We start from the raw sequence: 17,501 nt of genomic DNA on the forward strand, positions 1-17,501 counted from the left end.
AATCCTTTATGCAGAAGGGGAGGTGGTTTGAGCTTCTTTAATGCCTTGGCGCACACGGTTAACCAGGGTGTAGGCCAGCAGCGCGGCGACCAGCCACATCACCGTGTCGACCCAAACGGCCCCCAACCAGCCGAGCGCCACACCGGTGGCCAACACGCCCAGCACAAAGGCCCGGTCGCTTTTGCCCATCGGCCCGTCGTAGCGGCGCGATGCACCGACCATCGGGCCCAGCACGCCGGCGTATTCGCTGAACACCGCCAGCAACGCCACCAGCAATACCGGCGCCAGGCTGACGCCGGGGATCAGGGCAAACGGCAGGATCAGCGCGCTGTCGGCGATCACGTCGCACAGTTCATTGAGGTACGCACCCAGGCGCGACTGCTGGCCGAATTCCCGCGCGAGCATGCCGTCGATGGCATTGAGCGCCATGCGCAGGATCATCCACAGCGGGATCAACGCAAACAGCCACAAGTGTTGGGCAAAGCCGGCGATCAACAGGCCGACCAGCAGTGAAATAACACCGGCCAGCACGGTGATCTGGTTGGCGGTGGTGCCGTTGTCGTAGAGGCGCTGCACGAGGGGACGCAGCAGGTTTTGAAACCGCGGTTTGAGCTGATAGATCGAAATCATGGGAGGTGACGCTTCCTTGTCCGTGAGCCCGCTGGAGTGTGCCGATTATTCCGGGCCTACACCAGTGATAGCGCGTGTTTATGGGGGTTTAATCACGCTCTTGACTGACACTCAACGGTGGGAGGGGCTTGCCTCCGATAGCTGCCTGACAGTCGATGCATGTGTGGGCCGACCCAACCTCATCAGGAGCAAGCCCCTCCCAAAGCGAACAAAAATTTCACGCTCTGTGTTATATCGTAACGAATTGTGTACGAGCAGGCGTGTTGGGATGCAAGTGGATCTAGAAGCTGACGGCGCCTCGGTGGAGGGCCTGCCGCGTTTTCAGCAGGGGCTGTTCCATGCCCGTCGATTGCGCCAGGCCGGTATCAGCCTGACGGTGCTGGCGGTGACCGGCTGGGTGCTGGCGTTGTTTGTCGCGCTGTTTGCGCCGCTGTCGATCTGGCCGGTGGTGTTGATCAATTGCGCTTCGGCGTTGCTGGTGCTGGTGGCTGGGTTGCAATCGGCATGGTGGGTGGCGGATTGGCGCGCGCAGGCGCTGGAGCCGACGACAGCTGAGCCCATCGCCTCCTCCGAGGCGCCCAACGGCTGGTCGGCGCGGCTGTTCGAGCGCTTCGGTAGCGGGCTACTGGCGCAGGTCGGTACGCCGGTGTTGTGGCTGTGCGGTTGGTCGCTGCTGGCGCTGATCAGCGTGGTGGAGTTCTGGAACCTGACGTTGCCGGCCGCCCAAGTCGGCCAATCCGCCAGTATCGGCGCAGCGCTGGCCTTGGCCCTGGCATTTGGCGTGCTGGTGTTCGAGCGTCGGTTGGCTCAAGAAACCGCCGCGCAATGGCCAGAAGCCGCGCAGCTGGCGCAATTGTGCCGGGTGGCGATCGGTTGCCTGGTGATCAGTGCGGTTTGCCTGCTGTTTGCCAGTGAGGCATCGGTGTGGCCGCTGCGTCTGGCGACCCTTATTGGGTTGTTGCCGGCGCTGGTGGCGCTGGAGTTTTTGCTCAGGGCCGTGCTGTCGCTGTTCAGCCCGCGCCAGCCACGGCTGGAACCGCGCCTGCTGGCGCAGAGCTTTATCGCCGATCTGCTGCGTTGGCCGCCGCGCCCGTTGCTGGCGCTGCAGCACGAATTGCACAACCGCTTCGGCATCGATCTGCGCCAGATCTGGGCATTTACCTATATGCGCCGCGCGTTTTTACCGGTGTTACTGGTGGTGCTGGCGATTGGCTGGGCGTTGACCGGCGTGCATGAAGTCCCGCTGCAAGGCCGCGGGATTTATGAGCGCTTCGGTAAACCGGTCGAGGTGTTCGGCCCCGGGCTGCACGCCGGATTGCCCTGGCCATTGGGGCGTGTGTTGCCGGTGGAAAACGGCGTGGTGCATGAGCTGGCGACCAGCGCCAGCGACGCCGCCGCCCCGGCACTGGCGCCCGCCGAAGGGCCGCCGCCGCTGATTGCCAATCGTCTTTGGGACGCCAGCCATGTGAACGACAAATCCCAGGTCATCGCCAGCCGTCGGGGCGACACCCAGGGCTTTCAGATCGTCAATATGGACGTGCGTTTCGTCTACCGCATCGGCCTCAGCGACCAGGCTGCGCTCGCCGCTACCTATAACAGCGCGGATGTGCCGACGCTGATCCGTAGCACCGCCAGCCGCATCCTCGTGCATGAGTTTGCCTCGCGCACCCTTGATGAATTGCTCGGTGAGCAGCGCACCCGCCTGGCGGATGAAATCGGCCGCGCCGTGCAAGCAGATTTGCAGCGTCTGAACAGCGGGGTGGAAATCCTTGCCACGGTGGTGGAAGCCATCCACCCGCCGGCCGGCGCCGCCAACGCCTACCACGCCGTACAGGCCGCGCAGATCGGAGCCCAGGCCCTGATTGCCCGCGAACGCGGCGCCGCCAGCGAGCAGACCAACCAGGCCCAACTGCAAGCCAGCACCGCCCGTGACCAGGCCCAGGCCAGCGCCCGTGAAGTGAATGCCGCCGCACAGGCTGCGGACCTGCGTTTCACGGCCGAACAAAAGGCCTATGCCACGGCGGGCCGGGCGTTTGTGCTGGAGCAGTATTTCAGCCAGCTCAGCCAGGGCCTGGCTCACGCCAAGTTGCTCATTCTGGATCACCGTCTGGGCGCCGATGGCGCGCCGACCATCGATCTGCGTTCTTTCACTTTGCCGGCCGACCCCATGGCGCCGCGTAAAGCCGTGCAATAAGGAGTCTGTTTGTTGAGCGCTCATTCCCACGATCACGGTCATCACCACGGCCATCATCACCACCATCACCATGGCGAGGAGCACGCCGCCGGGCCGATCCCTTGGCGGCGCATGGGCTGGGCCGCGTTGCTGGTGCTGTTTGCGCTGGCGGCGGCAAGCCTGGTGCAGGTGCGTTCCGGCGAGGCCACGGTGATCACCCGCTTCGGCAACCCGTCGCGGGTATTGCTGGAGCCTGGCCTGGGCTGGCGCTGGCCGGCGCCGTTCGAAGCGGCGATCCCGGTGGACCTGCGCCTGCGCACCACTTCCAGCGGTTTGCAGGATGTGGGTACGCGCGATGGCCTGCGCATCATCGTGCAGGCCTACGTGGCCTGGCAGGTGCAGGGTGACGCCGAGCATGTGCAGCGCTTTATGCGCGCGGTGCAGAACCAACCGGATGAAGCCGCGCGGCAGATTCGTACGTTTGTCGGTTCGGCGCTGGAAACCACCGCCGCCAGTTTCGACCTGTCCAGCCTGGTCAACACCGACGCCGGCCAGGTGCGCATCGCCGATTTCGAGGCGCAGTTGCGCCAGCAGATCGATCAACAATTGCTCGCCACGTACGGCGTGCGCGTCGCGCAGGTGGGGGTCGAACGGCTGACCTTGCCGTCGGTGACCCTCACCGCCACCGTCGACCGCATGCGCGCCGAGCGTGAAACCATCGCCACCGAACGTACCGCCGTGGGCAAGCGTGAAGCGGCGCAGATCCGTTCGGCCGCCGAGCGTGACGCACGGATCGTGCAAGCGGATGCCACGGTCAAGGCCGCCGATATCGAAGCCCAATCGCGGGTCGAAGCGGCGCAGATCTACGGGCGCGCCTACGCCAGCAATCCGCAGCTATATAACCTGCTGCGTTCTCTCGACACCCTGGGCACGGTGGTCACGCCGGGCAGCAAAATTATCCTGCGCACCGATGCCGCGCCTTTTCGCGCGCTGGTGGACGGGCCCAAGGATGTTCAGCCATGACCGAGCGTGGCAGCCCGGACAGCCCCTGGATCCAGGCCGGGCGCTTGACCTTTATGGCGCTGTACGCGGTGACGGTGCTGGCGGCGTTGGCCTGGGCGTTTTCCAATGTGCGTCAGATCGACCCGCAGAATCGCGCGGTGGTGTTGCACTTCGGCGCGCTGGACCGCATCCAGAATGCCGGGTTGTTGCTGGCCTGGCCGCAGCCGTTCGAACAGGTGGTGTTGCTGCCGGCGGCGGATCGCGTGATCGAGCGTCGGGTGGAAGGGTTGTTGCGCTCAGACGCGGCAATCCAGGCCGACCGCGTGGCCAGTTTCGCCACGCCGCTCAGCGACGCCCTGGCCGGTTCCGGTTATCTGTTGACCGGCGATGCCGGCGTGGTGCAACTGGATGTGCGGGTGTTCTACAAGGTCACCGAACCCTATGCCTTTGTATTGCAGGGCGAACATGTGCTGCCCGCGCTGGATCGCCTGGTGACCCGCAGCGCGGTGGCGCTGACGGCGGCGCGGGATCTGGACACGATCCTGGTGGCCCGCCCGGAATTGATCGGCAGTGACAACGGCGCCGCCGAACGCCGCGAGCGCTTGCGCGGCGATTTGGTGCAAGGCATCAACAAACGCCTGGCCGAGTTGACCGCCAGCGGGCTAGGCCTGGGTATCGAAGTCACCCGTGTGGACGTGCAATCGAGCCTGCCGGGCCCGGCGGTCAATGCCTTCAACGCGGTGCTCACCGCGAGCCAACAGGCCGATAAAGCCGTGGCGAATGCGCGCACCGAAGCCGAGAAACTCACCCAGGCTGCCACTCAGCAAGCCGACCGGTTGGTGCAAGTGGCCCACGCCCAGGCCAGCGAACGCTTGGCCAATGCCCAGGCGCAAACCGCTACGGTGGCCAGCCTGGCCCAGGTCAAAGATCCTGGCCTGCTGTTGCGCCTGTACCGCGAGCGTCTGCCGAAAATACTTGGCCAGGCCGGCTCCGTGACCACGGTCGATCCTAAAGACGATTCCCGCTTGATCATCCAGGGAGCCGAACAATGAGCGCACCCATGCTGACGTCCGCCGAGCAGCGCAGCGCAGCGCGGCAATTGACCCTGGCGATGCTGGCGCTGGGCTTATTGATCCTGGGTTTGGTGTGGCGCTGGCTGGCGCCGGACCAGAGCGGGGTGAGCCAGTTGCTGCTGGGCGTGGCCTCGCTGCTGGTGGCGGTGCCGGTGATGCGTTCGGCCTGGTACAGCCTGCGTTTTCCCAGCCTGCATGGCATCACCGACCAACTGATCGCCTTGGCGATGCTCGGCGCCTGGGCCACCGGCGATCTGCTGACCGCGGCGTTGCTGCCGATCATCATGATTTTCGGCCATGTGTTGGAAGAACGCAGTGTGATCGGCTCCCAAGAGGCGATCCACGCCCTGGGCAAGCTGACCCGCAGCCACGCGCGGCTTGTGCAGGCCGACGGCAGCATTCAGGAAGTGGACAACGGCACGCTGAACACCGGCGATATCGTCGAAGTGCGCGCGGGCGACCGGGTGCCAGCCGATGGCGTGGTGCTGTCGGGCCAGGCCAGCCTGGACACGGCGCCCATCACCGGTGAATCGGTGCCACTGGAGGCCAGCGCCGGTGTGCAGGTGTTTGGCGGGGCGATCAATCTAGATGGCTTGTTGCGTCTTGAAGTGACGCGTACCGGTCATGAGTCGACCTTGGGCAAAGTCATTGCATTGATGCAGAACGCGGAACGCTCCAAGCCGCCGATCACGCGGCTGCTGGAGCGCTATGCGGGCAGTTACATGGTGCTGGTGTTGCTGTTGGCAGCGGTCACTTGGTTTGTGACCAACGACGCCCAGGCGATGCTCGCCGTGCTGGTGGCGGCGTGCCCGTGTGCGTTGGTGTTGTCGGCACCGGCCACGGCGATTGCCGGGATTGCCGTGGCGGCGCGCCATGGAATTTTGATTCGCAGCTCGGCATTTCTAGAGGAATTGGCGGACCTGACGTCCCTGGTGGTCGACAAGACCGGCACCCTGACCTTTGGCACCCTGCGCCTGCAATCCATCGAAACCACTGCGCCCGATCGGCAGGTGTTGCTGAACCTGGCAGCCAGCCTGGGCTCGGCCAGCAGCCATCCGGTCAGCCGGGCGTTGGCGGGGTTGGCGACGCAGGAACAGATGTGGGTGTTGACCGACATCCGCGAACGCCAGGGCCTGGGCGTGGTGGCACAGACCGAGGAGGGCGAAGCGGCCCTGGGACGCCCTGAGTTGTTCGAGCAATTGGGCATCGTGACCACCGCAGTGCCGACCCATGACGGCCCGATTGCTGGGTTGGCGCTGAACGGGCAATTTTTGGCCTGGCTGCTGCTGGCCGACAGCGTGAAACCGGAGGCCCGCCAGGCCCTGCAAGAGCTGCGCGAGCTGGGCTTGGGGCGTCAGTTGCTGCTCACCGGCGATCGCCAGAGTGTCGCCGACAGCCTGGCGTTGGAGGTGGGCATCAGTGATGTCGCCGCCCAGGCGTTGCCCGAGGACAAGCTCAACCGCGTGCTGGCCGAGATCGATAGCGGCTTCCGGCCGATGGTGGTGGGTGACGGCATCAACGACAGCCTGGCGCTCAAGGCCGGGGTGGTCGGCGTGGCCATGGGCGCGGGCGGGGCGGATATCGCGCTGGCCTCGGCGGACGTGGTGCTGATCGGCAGCGATCTGCGGCGCTTGGGCACCTGTGTGCGCTTGAGTCGCCAGTGCCGGCAGACGTTGCAGGTCAATGTGATCATCGGCCTGGGCTGGACGCTGGCCATCGTCGTGTTCGCGGCCTTCGGCTGGCTGGGCGCAGCGGGGGCGATGATTGCGGCGCTGTTGCATAACCTCAGCACGCTACTGGTACTGGGTAATGCCGGGCGTTTGCTGCGGTTTCAGGAGCCGCTGCTGAAACCGGAAGAATAAATTTTCAGAAATACATGCGAGCGGCTGTAACGCCGAGGGGGGGCCTCACTCTAGTGGCATGTCAGGACCGAGCGCAGTGCTCGGCCGACTTCCCAACTGAACAATGAGGATGACCCCATGAATATCAAACAAGCCGTTTCCGGTGCTGCCCTGGCGATCGCCGCCGCTTCCATGTTTGCCGGTGTCGCCACCCAGGCACAAGCGGCTGATGCTCAGGTGCATTGCTACGGCGTCACGTCTTGCAAAGGCATGAACGACTGCAAGACCGCGGAAAACGCCTGCAAAGGCCAGGCGGTGTGCAAGGGCCACGGTTTCAAGGCCATGACCAAGGCGGAATGCGATAAGGCGGGCGGCAAAGTCGGCGAATAAACGCAAGCCAAGTGCTCCCGCAGCGTGTTTTGCGACCGCTGCGGACACTTTTTTCCGGAGTCCATGATGCCCACCTCTCTTCCCTTCCTGGGTTACGGCCTGGGTCTACGCAACGAATATTACGAACAGATTCTTGAGCAATCCCCTGCGGTGGATTGGTTTGAAGTGATCTCCGAGAATTACCTGGTGCAGGGTGGCAAAGCCTTGTATTACCTGGACGCCATCGCTGAGCGCTACCCATTGGTGATGCACGGCGTGTCCCTGTCCATCGGTGGGCCCCATGCCCTCGATTTCGATTATCTGAAGCAGATCAAACAGCTCGCCGAGCGCATCCAGCCGGCATGGGTGTCCGACCATTTGTGCTGGAGCCGCGGCAACGCGCACCAGTTGCATGACCTGTTGCCGTTGCCCTACACCGAAGAAAGCCTCTATTACGTGGCCGGCCGCGTTCGTCAGGTGCAGGACGTATTGCAGCGGCCTTTGGTGTTGGAAAACGTCTCCAGCTATGTGCGTGCCAAAGCCGATGAGTTCAGCGAGTGGGAATTCCTCAATGCCCTGGCCCATTTGTCGGGGTGCCAATTGCTGCTGGACGTGAACAACGTCTATGTCAGCGCGCGTAACCATGGGTTCGACCCGTGGACCTTTATCCGTAACCTGCCGCCGCAGAGCATCCGCCAATTGCACCTGGCCGGGCACCGCGATTACGGCGATTACGTGGTCGATACCCATGACCACCCGGTGTGTGATCCGGTGTGGGCGCTGTATCAACAAACCCTCGCGCACATCGGGCCGGTGTCGACCTTATTGGAACGCGATGACCATTTCCCGCCGTTTCAGGAACTGCTCGACGAATTGGCTAAGGCGCGCCAATTAGGCGCATCCGCCTTGGCCGGGAGGGCCTTATGCGCCTGACCGACTGGCAGCTGGCGTTCGAGGCGCACCTGCTCAACGACGCGCCAGCGCTCGACCAAGGGTTTGCCGCAACATTGCGCGGCGGGCCGAGCCTGGATGTGGACACGGGCTTGGCGATCTACCACAACGCTTATCGCGCGCGCCTGTTGGACGTGCTGCGGCATGATTTCAGCGCCGTGCGCTACTGGTTAGGGGATGATGAGTTTGCCGCGCTGGCCGGCGCTTATGTGCGGCGTTATCCGTCCGAGCATTACAGTTTGCGCTGGCTCGGTGAGCGGTTCGCGAGGTTTATCCTTGAGCACCTGGCGCAAGAACACGGCGCGCCGCTGGCCGAACTGGCCCGTTTGGAATGGGCGTTTACTCTGGCCTTCGATGCGCCCCATGGCGAGCCGTTGACCCTGGCGGACATGGCCGAGCTACCGCCGCAGGCGTGGCCGGGGCTGCAAGTGGCGTGGGTTCCGTCGGTGCAGCAACTGGATTGCCATTTCAATTCCCTGGCAATCTGGCGCGCGGCCAAAGATAACGGTGACTTTCCGGGCAGCCATGCTGTGGAACCTGCGCAGGTCTGCCTGGTATGGCGCCATGAACAGGTGTGTCGCTACCGCACGCTGGAGCCGGCGGAAGCCAGCGCCCTGGCGGCCATGGTGACGACCGGTGGGTGTTTTGCAGAACTGTGTGCCCAACTGGCAGTCACTTATGCAGAGGGTGCCCCATTGCAGGCTGTTACATGGCTGAAACAGTGGGTCCAGGACGGTTTGCTGCAGTATCGAGCGGCATAGTCAGGCGCTATTAATCGATAGCCTCCTACGCGTCTTGAGATGGTCTACCCTCACAGCAGACGTCTGAAACAAGGGGGGACTACTCATGCTCGCGCAACTTCCACCGGCCTTACAGAATCTTCAGCTGCCGCTGCGTCTTCGACTCTGGGATGGCCATGAATTCAACTTGGGCCCAGAGCCCAGCGTCACCATCGTGGTCAAGGACCCCACGGTCGTGTCTCAGCTTTCCCATCCCACGCTCGATACCTTGGGCGAAGCCTTTGTGGTGGGCAAATTGGAGCTTGAAGGCTCCATCACCGAAGTGATCCGGGTGTGCGACGAGTTAAGTCACGCCTTGGTCGATGACGACGAAGGCAGTCGTCCGGTGCGCTCGATCCACGACAAGGCCACAGACGCAGCGGCCATTTCCTACCATTACGACCTGTCCAACGCCTTCTATCAGCTGTGGCTCGATCAGGACATGGCGTACTCCTGCGGTTATTTCGAAACCGGCAGCGAATCCATCGACCAGGCCCAGCAGGACAAATTCCGCCACCTATGCCGCAAGCTGCGGTTGCAACCGGGCGAATACCTGCTGGATGTCGGTTGCGGCTGGGGTGGGCTGGCACGGTTTGCGGCGCGGGAGTTTGGGGTCAAGGTGTACGGCATCACCCTGAGCAAAGAGCAATTGCAACTGGCCAGGGAGCGGGTCAAGGCCGAGGGTTTGCAGGGTCAGGTTGACCTGCAACTGCTCGACTACCGCGATCTGCCCCAGGATGGCCGCTTCGACAAAGTGGTCAGCGTGGGAATGTTCGAACACGTTGGCCACGCCAACCTGGCGCAATACTGCAAGACCTTGTTCGGCGCCGTGCGTGAAGGCGGCCTGGTGATGAACCACGGCATCACCGCCAAGCACACCGACGGCCGCCCGGTCGGGCGTGGCGCGGGTGATTTTATCGAGCGCTACGTGTTCCCCAATGGCGAGCTGCCGCATCTGGCGATGATGACCGCCGAGCTCAGCGAAGTGGGGCTGGAAGTGGTCGATGTCGAGAGCCTGCGCCTGCACTACGCGCGCACGCTGGACCACTGGAGCGAGCGCCTGGAAGACAACCTGGAAGCCGCAGCCAAAATGGTGCCGGAACAGGCACTGCGTATCTGGCGGCTGTACCTGGCGGGCTGTGCTTATGCGTTCGCCCGGGGCTGGATCAACCTGCACCAGATCCTGGCGGTCAAACCCCATGCCGATGGCAGTCATGAACTGCCGTGGACGCGGGAAGATATCTACCGCTGAACCGGTGATACAGAGGGGGGAGGGGGCAAGCCCCTCCCACCATTTTCTACCGTGTTGGCAGTTAGAGAATCGGTGAGATCAAGCGCGCGACGCGCATTCCCAAATGCTGCAACTGGCGGGTTTCGCGGCTTTCTTCCTGGCTGACTTCATGGGCTTGGGCGAAATCGTCGAGCAACATCTGCTCCACCTGCTGGGCGAAGGCTTCGTCGACGGTCAGCAGCATCACTTCAAAATTCAGGCGGAACGAACGGTTGTCCATATTCGCACTGCCGATGGCGCTGATTTCGCCATCCACCAGTACCACTTTCTGATGCAGAAAACCGGGGGTATAGCGGAACACGCGCACCCCAGCGCGCACGGCTTCAATCGCGTACAGGCTAGAGGCGGCGTAGACGATGCGATGGTCGGGGCGCGATGGCAGCAGCAGGCGCACATCCACGCCGCGCAACACCGCCAGGCGCAGGGCGGCGAACACGGCCTCGTCGGGGATGAAATACGGACTGGTGATCCACACCCGTTCGGTGGCGGCGTGAATCGCCTCGACGAAAAACAGTGAGCAGGTTTCGTACGGGTCGGCCGGACCGCTGGACAGCAGTTGGCAGAGCACGCCGTCCTCGGGATAGGTATCCGGCAGGATCAGCGGCGGCAGTTCCCGCGCGGCCCAGAACCAGTCCTCGGCAAACGATTCCTGTAGGCACGCCACCACCGGGCCGGTGACTTGCACATGGGTGTCACGCCACGGTGCCAGCGGCGGTTTTTTGCCCAAGTACTCGTCCCCCACGTTGTGCCCGCCGACAAACCCCGTGATGCCGTCCACTACCACGATCTTGCGATGGTTGCGGAAGTTGACCTGGAAGCGGTTGAGCCAGCCGCTGCGGGTGGCGAAGGCTTTGATCTGCACACCCGCGTCACGCAGTGATTGCACGTAGTGATGGGGCAGGGCGTGGCTGCCGATGCGGTCGTACAGCACATGAATGGCCACACCTTGCGCGGACTTTTCCTTCAACAGGGCGTGCAATTGCCGGCCAAGTTCGTCGTCATGAATGATGAAAAACTGGAACAGCACAGCGGACTTGGCGTTGCGGATGGCGTCGAAGATCGCGCTGAAAGTGGCATCCCCATTGACCAGCAGTTGTACTTGGTTATTGGCCAGGCACGGCATGCGGCCCAGTTTGGGCATGGCGCGCAATGAGCCGTAGGCGTTGGAGTGACGCGCGGCCAGTGCTTCCTCGACCCACGGGCGCCAGTTGAGCGCGGCGATGGCGCTGTGCATTTCCTGGTTGGCCTGGCGGCGCGCCTGGATATACGCATCGAAGGTGCTGCGGCCGAAAATCAGGTAAGGGATCAGGGTCAGGTACGGCATGAACATCAGCGACAAGGCCCAGGCGATGGAGCCTTGGGCGGTCCGGACGGTCAGCACCGCATGGATCGCGGCGAGGGTGCCGAAGAAGTGCAGGGTGGCGATAAAGTACGCCAGCAGGTGCGGGCCAAAAAAATCCATGGACGACGTTACTCCAGGCAATCCAGTGCCTAACAGACCATGTTCGGCCACGAATGTCGCTATTTTATTTGCCGTGCAACACTGGCTGTTTTGCGGCGTCTAACGCTCCACCTTTACCCAGGAGTTACCCGATGAATGCTCGTCTGCTGTGTATGACCATGGTTGTTGGTTTGTCGTTGCCCGTGGCGGCGCAGGCCCAGATGTTGGCGCCGGGCTTGTGGGAAGTGACCACCAGCAATATGAAAGTCGATAACCAGGAGCTGCCGGATCTGTCGCTGATCCTCGGCCAGCTCAAGCAACAGATGACCCCCGAACAGCGCGCCATGCTGGAAAAACAGGGCATCACCATGGCCGGTAAAGGCGTGCAGGTGTGTCTGACGCCGGCGCAGGTGGCGTCCGATTCGATCCCCCTGACCGACCCACAATCGGGCTGCCGCCAGGAAGTGACCGACAAGACCGGCAACCAGTGGAAATTCCGCTTCAGTTGCCCCAAAGCCCAGGGTACGGGCGTGGCCACCTTCCAGAGCCAGAAAGAATTCACCACCACCGTCAATGGCACTTTCAATGCCACCGGCGTGCAACAAAAGGGCAGCCTGGACAGCCATGCCCAATGGCTGGGCAACGACTGCGGCACCGTCAAGCCGCGCGCCTAACGCTGGAAGTACAGCGGCAAGCCTTGGCAACTGTCGACCACCTGGCCGTTGTGCCACGCCAGGTGGCCGGAGACTAACGTGGTACTGACGCTGTGGCGAAAGCGGCGCTCGGCGAAGGGCGTCCAGCCGCAGCGGGCCAGGATCGGCTCCTCACTGACCGGCTTGCCTTGTGGCTCAGGTTTGATCAGCACCAAGTCGGCCCAATAGCCTTCGCGCACATAGCCTCGATCCGGGATGGCGAAAAGATCGGCCACTCGGTGGCTGGTTTTGGCCACCAGCGTGGTCAACGGCAATAGCCCATCGGCCACCAATTCCATCAACGCCGGCAGCGCATGCTGCACCAGAGGCAAGCCCGCCGGCGCCTCGCGATAACCCAACTGTTTCTGTGCCCAGGTATGCGGCGCATGGTCACTGCCAATCACATCCAGACGATCACTGAGTAAGGCCTGGCGCAGTGCGTCGCGGTCGGCGCGAGTCTTGATCGCTGGGTTGCATTTGATCTGATGGCCGAGGCGGTGATAGTCGCGGTCATCAAATAGCAGATGGTGCAGGCATACTTCGGCGGTGATGCGTTTTTCGGTCAGGGGTTTGTCTTCGAACAACGCCAGCTCGCGGGCGCTGGTCAGGTGCAGCACATGTAGCCGCGTGCCGTACCGCCTGGCCAGCTCCACCGCATAAGACGACGAGCGATAGCACGCCTCGGCATCGCGGATCAGCGGGTGCGCCACCGCTGGGATCCCATCGCCGAAGCGTGCGCGCAGGCGCTGCTCATTGGCCTGGATGCTGGGGCTGTGTTCGCAATGGGCGAGCAGAAGAGTCGGCACTTCGGCGAACAGCCGCTCCAGAATCCGCGGGTCGTCCACCAGCATATTGCCCGTTGAGGCACCCATAAACACTTTGACCCCGGCGACCTCGCGCGGGTCGAGAGCGGCGACCTTATCGAGGTTGTCGTGGCTGACGCCAAAGTGAAAGCCATAGTTGGCCACCGAATGCAGCCCCGCGCGGCGCTTTTTGTCGGCCAGGGCCGCCAGGTTCAAGGTGGCGGGGGAGGTGTTGGGCATGTCCATAAAGCTGGTGATACCCCCGGCCACCGCCGCCCGCGATTCACTGTAGAAACTACCTTTGTCCGGCGCACCGGGGTCACGGAAATGCACCTGGTCATCGATCATGCCGGGCAGCAGCCACTGGCCCTGCGCGTCGATCGCCACGGCGGCGTTACAGCCGGTGATGCTGTTGGCGATCTTTTCGATGCGGCCGTTGGCGACCAGCACATCGGCGTCTCGGACCTGGCCTTCGTTGACCAAGCGTGCGTTGCGAATCAGCAGCCGGCTCATGGTTCAGAACTCGTTTTGCAGGGCTTTGTAGCCGCGCACCAGATCGACATTGGTGCGCGCCACGTCTTCGGAAAATTCCGAGGCACTGATGCTGACCGGCGGGAACTGCGACAGGTCGGTGTGCGGGCCGATGCGGGTGGTGGAGGGTACGTAGAAGGCGTCCGGTAAATCGCGGCCGTCGACCACCGAGTTATGCCGCACCACGCAGCCGTCACCCACTGCGCAGTTGAACAACACGCTGTTGAAGCCGATGAACACGCGGTCGCCCACGGTGCAAGGCCCGTGGACGATGGAGCGGTGGGCGATGGAGGTGAACTCGCCGATGGTCACCGCCGCGCCGGACTTGGAGTGGATCACCACCCCGTCCTGGATATTGGAGTTGGCGCCGATGGTGATCGGGTCCATGGCGCCGCTGGCGTCGACCTCATCGGCGCGGATCACGGCGTAAGGGCCGACGAATACGTTCTCGCCGATGATCACCTTGCCGCAGATGATCGCGGTTTTATCCACGTAGGCCGATTCGGCAATCACCGGCAGATCGCCTGAAGGGTTCTTACGGATCATGGCTTGCCCAATGTGTTGCACAGGGTGTTGAGGTTGTATTCGAACAGCCCGATAAAGGTGCTGGCCGGGCCTTCGGCGGCGAGGGCGTCGGAGTACAGCGTCCCGCCGATCTGTGCGCCGCTTTCGTCGGCGATCTGCTTGAGCAGGCGCGCGTCCTTGATGTTCTCCATAAACACCGCTTTGACCTTGTCCTTGCGAATCTGCGTAATCAGCGCGGCGACTTCGGCTGCGGAAGGCTCCCGCTCGGTGGACAAACCTTGGGGGGCGAGGAACTGAATGCCATAGGCCTGGCCCAGGTAACCGAAGGCATCATGGGAGGTGACGATGCGGCGATTACCCGGCGGTAGCGCGCCGAACTTGGCTTTGGCTTCGGCCAGAAGGCGGTAGATTTGTTTCAGATAGGCTTGGCTGTTGCGCTGGTAATCGGCTTGGTTGGCCGGGTCGGCGGCTATCAGCGCCTTGGTGATGTTGTTCACATAGATTTCGGCGTTGGCCAGGTTGTGCCAGGCGTGCGGGTCGGGGATGGTTTCGCCGTCTTCTTCCATGGTGTGAGAGATCACGCCTTTGCTGGCGGTGACCACGGTGGCCCGGGTTTCGGTACTCGCCACCAGGCGGTCCAGCCACGGCTCGAAGCCCAGGCCGTTCTTGATAATCAGCTTGGCTTTAAGCAGCGCCTTGGCATCGTCCGGGGTGGGCTCGTAGGTATGGGCGTCGGCGTCGGGGCCGACCATATTGCTGATCTGGATGTGATCGCCACCAATCTGGTGGGTGATGTCATCGAGAATACTGAAACTGGTGACCACTTTGAGTTTGTCGGCGGCCTGGGCCATCGACAGCGGTAGCAGCAAACTGAACAGCACGAGTAGAGCGCGCATCGGCAAACACCTCATTGGGATGACAGTAGGGGCGGGCGGCGCAGCAAGCCGTGCACCGGACCGAAGACCACAGACAACAAGTACCCGGCGCCCGCCACCAGCACGATTGCTGGGCCGCTGGGCAACGAGTAGTAGAACGACAGCAACAAGCCAAGCCATACCGACAGGCATCCCAGCACCGCCGATACCGCGATCAACACCGGCAGGCGCCGGCTCCAGAACCGTGAAGCGATGGCCGGCAGCATCATCAACCCCACCACCATCAGCGCGCCGATGGCCTGGAAACCGATCACCAGGTTCAGCACCACCAGGGTCAAAAACAGCCCGTGAGCCAGAGGGCCGAGGCGGCTGACGGTTTGCAGGAACAGTGGGTCGAGTGTGTCCAGCAGCAGCGGTTTGTAGATCAGCGCCATGGCGATCAGGCTGAACCCTGACACCCACAGCATGCCGGTAAGGGTGGTTTCATCCACCGCCAGGGCAGAACCGAATAACAGGTGCAACAGGTCCAGGCGTTTGCCGGCGATGCCGAGGATCAACACGCCGGCGGCGAGGGAAATGGGGTAGATGGCGGCGAGGCTGGCGTCCTCGCGCAGGCCGGTGCGGCGGGTGATCCACGCCGACAATCCGGCCATGCCCAGGCCGGCACCGAGTCCGCCGAGGGTCAGCGCCGGCAGGCTCAAACCGGCGAACCAAAACCCCAGAGCAGCGCCGGGCAGGATGCCGTGGGCCACGGCGTCACCGATCAGGCTCATGCGCCGCAGAATCAGGAACACGCCCAGCGGCGCGGTGCTGCACGCCAGCACCAGCCCGCCAATCAGTGCGCGGCGCATAAACACGAAGTCAAAGAATGGCATCCACAGGTGGGCGGCGAAGTGCATCAGGCCACCTGCATTTGGGGCTGGGGTCGGATCAGCTCTTTGCTCGGGCCCAACAAGCAGCCGGTGCTTTTGATCTGCAACACGGTTTGAGTGTGACGGCGCACGGATGCCAGGTCATGGCAGACCACCACCGAGGTGCGGCCCGACGCGTGCCAGGCATGGATGTGTTTCCAGCACAGCGCCTGGCCCTCTTCATCAAGGGCGGCGTGGGGTTCGTCGAGCAGCAGCACCGGCGACTCCGACAGGCTCATGCGTGCCAGCAGCGCACGCTGCAACTGGCCGCCGGACAAGGCCATTAACGGGCGCTGTTCCAGGCCGCCGAGGCACCAGTCTTCAAGTACGGCTTGCAGGCGCTGGCTGCGCTGTTGCGGGCTGAGCTGCAATCCCCAGAAACCGGCGGCGACCAGTTCTTGCAGGCTGATGGGAAACTGCCGGTCCAAGTGCTGTTGCTGCGGCAGGAACGCCAGGCCGCCACGTCGCGGCACGTTCACGCTGACCTTACCGGTCAACGGCTTTTGCAGGCCCGCAATGACTTTGAGCAGGCTGCTCTTGCCGGTGCCATTGGCGCCGATCACGCCGGTGAGGCTGCCTTTTTCAAGGGTGAAATCCACAGGTGGCGTCAGCGGTTGGCCGGGCGCGCCCCAGCGCAAAGCGGTGCAGGTGATCATGCAGAGTGTCTCGTCCAGCGGCTTTCAGCCACGGCATCGTGCGCGTGCAGGCTTTCGGCGTGGATCACTTTGAGGTGAAAGGCGTTGATCGCGTCCGAGCGTTTCAAGGCGAGGTTTACGCGGCGGGCGGCGTCTTCGCAGAACATCAGGTTCTGCCCGTTGGCGAGGGCGAAGGCTTGCTCGTCGGCGCGTTTCACCGCGGTTTGCACGGCGGTGCCGAGTGCGGCTTCGACGTCGTTGATCAGTTCGACCAAGGGCAGTTGCTCACCTTGTAGGTGCACATGTAGTTGCGCGCTGCTGCGCTGGCTGTGGGGCGTGGCGACAATCCCCTTGGCGCTGCCGAGCCAGGTCAGTACGTCTGCATGCTGCAAAGCTGTGTTGGCGAAATCATCGATAAATTGCTGCTGAATCAACTGCCTGGCGAGCGCGGCCGAGCATGGGCAGGTCGAGGAGTACGCGACGTCAATTTTTAGTTCCACGTGGAACATCTGGTTTTCCAACTGCGCTTCGATGCTGACCGGATAGCTTTTCCAGCCGGTCAGAGGGCTGACCAACGCTGGGCGCTTGAGCAGCAAATCAGTGTGGATGCGCAGGTAAGCGTTCTTAGATAAACCTTCATGACTGTCGAGAAAACGCTGCAGTACAGTGCGCAGAAGTGCAGGGGTGAGGGGCTGCTGGTCGAGCATCTCCAGTGCCAGGTACAGGCGTGACATGTGGATGCCGCGTGCGGTGCCGTCGTCGAGGCTGACACCCGCGTCGGCGGTGGCGGCCAGGCGCTGGCCGTCTATCAGAATTGGCAGGGCAATGCCGCACATGCCGACCCAGTCGAGTGGCAAGGCTTGGCGTGAAGCCTGCGCGGCAATGTCCGGCAAGGTCAGCGCGTTCATAAGCAGGTCCATCGTTGGAAATAATTCGACATGTTATAGTATAACAATCAAGTCGACGATGAATTTTCTAC

17 protein-coding genes are annotated in these 17,501 nt (G+C 63.0%); 9 read left to right on the plus strand and 8 right to left on the minus strand.

Annotated elements, in window-relative coordinates:
* Nucleotides 1-6: 6 nt before the first annotated feature.
* Nucleotides 7-630: a CDP-alcohol phosphatidyltransferase family protein gene (locus K1567_RS16230; RefSeq protein ID WP_034101577.1), complete on the minus strand. Its 624-nt coding sequence runs from the start codon at nt 628-630 to the stop codon at nt 7-9.
* 268 nt (nt 631-898) lie between these two features.
* On the opposite strand from K1567_RS16230, the gene hflK (K1567_RS16235) reads away from it, so the two are divergent.
* The 8 genes from hflK (K1567_RS16235) (at nt 899) to cfaB (ending at nt 10,070) form a co-directional block, all read left to right on the plus strand.
* A complete protein-coding gene (hflK, locus tag K1567_RS16235; protein WP_169867656.1) occupies nt 899-2,824 on the plus strand; it encodes a protease modulator HflK in 1,926 nt (641 codons plus the stop codon).
* Nucleotides 2,825-2,833: 9 nt separating this feature from the next.
* The gene (hflC, locus tag K1567_RS16240) at nt 2,834-3,826 is read left to right on the plus strand and encodes a protease modulator HflC (RefSeq protein WP_177329689.1); all 993 of its coding nucleotides are present in this window, start codon (nt 2,834-2,836) and stop codon (nt 3,824-3,826) included.
* A complete protein-coding gene (gene hflK / locus K1567_RS16245; RefSeq protein ID WP_034115497.1) occupies nt 3,823-4,857 on the plus strand; it encodes a protease modulator HflK in 1,035 nt (344 codons plus the stop codon). The genes hflC and hflK (K1567_RS16245) overlap by 4 nt, the downstream gene beginning before the upstream one ends.
* The gene (locus K1567_RS16250; protein WP_047882293.1) at nt 4,854-6,740 is read left to right on the plus strand and encodes a cation-translocating P-type ATPase; all 1,887 of its coding nucleotides are present in this window, start codon (nt 4,854-4,856) and stop codon (nt 6,738-6,740) included. The genes hflK (K1567_RS16245) and K1567_RS16250 overlap by 4 nt, the downstream gene beginning before the upstream one ends.
* Nucleotides 6,741-6,857: 117 nt before the next feature.
* Complete coding sequence (locus tag K1567_RS16255; RefSeq protein ID WP_034101572.1) at nt 6,858-7,109, plus strand: membrane protein; 252 nt, start codon at nt 6,858-6,860, stop codon at nt 7,107-7,109.
* Nucleotides 7,110-7,175: 66 nt separating this feature from the next.
* Nucleotides 7,176-8,021, plus strand: coding sequence for a DUF692 domain-containing protein (locus tag K1567_RS16260; protein WP_099312952.1), 846 nt, complete (start codon nt 7,176-7,178; stop codon nt 8,019-8,021).
* Nucleotides 8,012-8,800: a DNA-binding domain-containing protein gene (locus K1567_RS16265; RefSeq protein ID WP_169867654.1), complete on the plus strand. Its 789-nt coding sequence runs from the start codon at nt 8,012-8,014 to the stop codon at nt 8,798-8,800. Before K1567_RS16260 ends, K1567_RS16265 begins: the two co-directional genes overlap by 10 nt.
* A gap of 85 nt (nt 8,801-8,885) precedes the next feature.
* Nucleotides 8,886-10,070 (plus strand): C17 cyclopropane fatty acid synthase CfaB, encoded by a 1,185-nt coding sequence (gene cfaB / locus K1567_RS16270; protein WP_034101569.1) that lies wholly within the window; start codon nt 8,886-8,888, stop codon nt 10,068-10,070.
* Nucleotides 10,071-10,131: 61 nt separating this feature from the next.
* Here cfaB and cls read toward each other — a convergent pair whose 3' ends face one another.
* Entirely contained in the window at nt 10,132-11,571 is a 1,440-nt protein-coding gene (gene cls, locus K1567_RS16275) for a cardiolipin synthase (RefSeq protein ID WP_034101568.1), read from the minus strand.
* A 131-nt stretch (nt 11,572-11,702) separates the two neighbouring features.
* Between cls and K1567_RS16280 the strand changes: the two genes are divergently transcribed.
* On the plus strand, nt 11,703-12,224 hold the full coding sequence (locus K1567_RS16280) for a DUF3617 domain-containing protein (RefSeq protein ID WP_034101567.1): 522 nt from the start codon (nt 11,703-11,705) through the stop codon (nt 12,222-12,224).
* Here the strand turns inward: K1567_RS16280 and K1567_RS16285 are convergent.
* From K1567_RS16285 to folE2, 6 genes are read right to left on the minus strand one after another with little or no spacing between them, the layout of a single operon-like run.
* The gene (locus tag K1567_RS16285) at nt 12,221-13,558 is read right to left on the minus strand and encodes a dihydroorotase (protein ID WP_047882291.1); all 1,338 of its coding nucleotides are present in this window, start codon (nt 13,556-13,558) and stop codon (nt 12,221-12,223) included. The genes K1567_RS16280 and K1567_RS16285 overlap by 4 nt on opposite strands.
* 3 nt (nt 13,559-13,561) lie before the next feature.
* A complete protein-coding gene (locus K1567_RS16290) occupies nt 13,562-14,122 on the minus strand; it encodes a DapH/DapD/GlmU-related protein (RefSeq protein ID WP_034115493.1) in 561 nt (186 codons plus the stop codon).
* A complete protein-coding gene (locus tag K1567_RS16295) occupies nt 14,119-14,997 on the minus strand; it encodes a metal ABC transporter substrate-binding protein (protein WP_169867652.1) in 879 nt (292 codons plus the stop codon). Before K1567_RS16295 ends, K1567_RS16290 begins: the two co-directional genes overlap by 4 nt.
* Nucleotides 14,998-15,008: 11 nt before the next feature.
* Nucleotides 15,009-15,875, minus strand: coding sequence for a metal ABC transporter permease (locus K1567_RS16300; protein WP_034115491.1), 867 nt, complete (start codon nt 15,873-15,875; stop codon nt 15,009-15,011).
* Nucleotides 15,875-16,543: a metal ABC transporter ATP-binding protein gene (locus tag K1567_RS16305; protein WP_220698646.1), complete on the minus strand. Its 669-nt coding sequence runs from the start codon at nt 16,541-16,543 to the stop codon at nt 15,875-15,877. Before K1567_RS16305 ends, K1567_RS16300 begins: the two co-directional genes overlap by 1 nt.
* Nucleotides 16,540-17,430: a GTP cyclohydrolase FolE2 gene (gene folE2 / locus K1567_RS16310; RefSeq protein ID WP_169867650.1), complete on the minus strand. Its 891-nt coding sequence runs from the start codon at nt 17,428-17,430 to the stop codon at nt 16,540-16,542. Before folE2 ends, K1567_RS16305 begins: the two co-directional genes overlap by 4 nt.
* Between the last annotated feature and the right edge of the window lie 71 nt (nt 17,431-17,501).

Source organism: Pseudomonas sp. S5F11, assembly GCF_019641515.1.
Lineage (GTDB): Bacteria > Pseudomonadota > Gammaproteobacteria > Pseudomonadales > Pseudomonadaceae > Aquipseudomonas > Aquipseudomonas rhodesiae.

Excerpts from the sequence above, each read along its gene's own strand:
- K1567_RS16230 (WP_034101577.1), bottom strand. The coding sequence starts at position 630 with ATGATTTCGATCTATCAGCTCAAACCGCGGTTTCAAAACCTGCTGCGT.
- hflK (WP_169867656.1), top strand. The coding sequence starts at position 899 with ATGCAAGTGGATCTAGAAGCTGACGGCGCCTCGGTGGAGGGCCTGCCG.
- hflK (WP_034115497.1), top strand. The coding sequence starts at position 3,823 with ATGACCGAGCGTGGCAGCCCGGACAGCCCCTGGATCCAGGCCGGGCGC.
- K1567_RS16250 (WP_047882293.1), top strand. The coding sequence starts at position 4,854 with ATGAGCGCACCCATGCTGACGTCCGCCGAGCAGCGCAGCGCAGCGCGG.
- K1567_RS16255 (WP_034101572.1), top strand. The coding sequence starts at position 6,858 with ATGAATATCAAACAAGCCGTTTCCGGTGCTGCCCTGGCGATCGCCGCC.
- K1567_RS16260 (WP_099312952.1), top strand. The coding sequence starts at position 7,176 with ATGCCCACCTCTCTTCCCTTCCTGGGTTACGGCCTGGGTCTACGCAAC.
- K1567_RS16265 (WP_169867654.1), top strand. The coding sequence starts at position 8,012 with ATGCGCCTGACCGACTGGCAGCTGGCGTTCGAGGCGCACCTGCTCAAC.
- cfaB (WP_034101569.1), top strand. The coding sequence starts at position 8,886 with ATGCTCGCGCAACTTCCACCGGCCTTACAGAATCTTCAGCTGCCGCTG.
- cls (WP_034101568.1), bottom strand. The coding sequence starts at position 11,571 with ATGGATTTTTTTGGCCCGCACCTGCTGGCGTACTTTATCGCCACCCTG.
- K1567_RS16280 (WP_034101567.1), top strand. The coding sequence starts at position 11,703 with ATGAATGCTCGTCTGCTGTGTATGACCATGGTTGTTGGTTTGTCGTTG.
- K1567_RS16285 (WP_047882291.1), bottom strand. The coding sequence starts at position 13,558 with ATGAGCCGGCTGCTGATTCGCAACGCACGCTTGGTCAACGAAGGCCAG.
- K1567_RS16290 (WP_034115493.1), bottom strand. The coding sequence starts at position 14,122 with ATGATCCGTAAGAACCCTTCAGGCGATCTGCCGGTGATTGCCGAATCG.
- K1567_RS16295 (WP_169867652.1), bottom strand. The coding sequence starts at position 14,997 with ATGCGCGCTCTACTCGTGCTGTTCAGTTTGCTGCTACCGCTGTCGATG.
- K1567_RS16300 (WP_034115491.1), bottom strand. The coding sequence starts at position 15,875 with ATGCACTTCGCCGCCCACCTGTGGATGCCATTCTTTGACTTCGTGTTT.
- K1567_RS16305 (WP_220698646.1), bottom strand. The coding sequence starts at position 16,543 with ATGATCACCTGCACCGCTTTGCGCTGGGGCGCGCCCGGCCAACCGCTG.
- folE2 (WP_169867650.1), bottom strand. The coding sequence starts at position 17,430 with ATGAACGCGCTGACCTTGCCGGACATTGCCGCGCAGGCTTCACGCCAA.